Source organism: Lentibacillus kapialis, from assembly GCF_014646635.1.
In the GTDB taxonomy this organism is placed as follows: domain Bacteria; phylum Bacillota; class Bacilli; order Bacillales; family Amphibacillaceae; genus Lentibacillus; species Lentibacillus kapialis.
Genome location: NZ_BMNQ01000132.1, coordinates 1 through 781 on the forward strand (window position 1 = coordinate 1; position 781 = coordinate 781).

1 protein-coding gene is annotated in these 781 nt (G+C 47.1%); it reads left to right on the forward strand.

Annotation, left to right across the window (positions count from 1 at the left end; translation table 11 throughout):
* Positions 1-655: hypothetical protein (locus tag IEW67_RS17955; RefSeq protein ID WP_229671966.1), on the forward strand; the 655-nt coding region annotated here is incomplete at its 5' end.
* Positions 656-781 lie beyond the last annotated feature (126 nt).

The window sequence follows — 781 nt, forward strand, 5'->3', positions numbered from 1 at the left end:
ACTGATTGACGCCTATTACTTTGATTATCGTTTTCAGCATGCCCTTGGTATCAGTGACCTTACCGATGAAGGACTCGCGATTAATACGCTGACCAATTTCCGCAGCCGTCTTGTAACGTATGAAGCTCAAACCGGTATTGATCTGCTTCACGCTGAAATGGAAGCAATCGCTGATCAGCTGGCCCAGCATATGGCGTTAAATAAAAGCATGGCCCGTATGGACTCCTTGATGGTAGCCAGTTCCTGCAAGAAAATGAGCCGGCTGGAACTGGTTTATACCGTCATCCGCAACATGGTACGTGTGCTGGATCAAACGGATGGTGTTGTGGTACCTGTAGCCTTCGAAGCATTCCTCGAAGACGAGCATGAAAACGATACGCTTTACCGCACCAAGTCTGACCAGACAGAATCAAAGTTGGCAAAGTTGATCAAACAGGCTTCGAACTTGTATAACTCGGTACAAGAAGAACCCGTTGTGCAGTCGTCAGAGGCTTTCGAACACTTGGTACGCCTTTTAGAAGAACAGTGCATCCAAATGGAAGACGGCACAATGATGCCTCTTGAAGGAAAGGGCATTGCGCCCGGCAGTCTACAGAATCCATCCGACCCAGATGCCACTTACCGTAACAAGGGTGGCAAGGATCATGTCGGCTAGTCTTTAAACCTTGTGGAAGTACGTGATCAAGAAAATGATGCCGGACTCATTTTAAGCCATGATTATCAGGTCAACAGTTACAGTGATGCGGATTACGGTGAAACATTTATCGACGATCATCCTCTT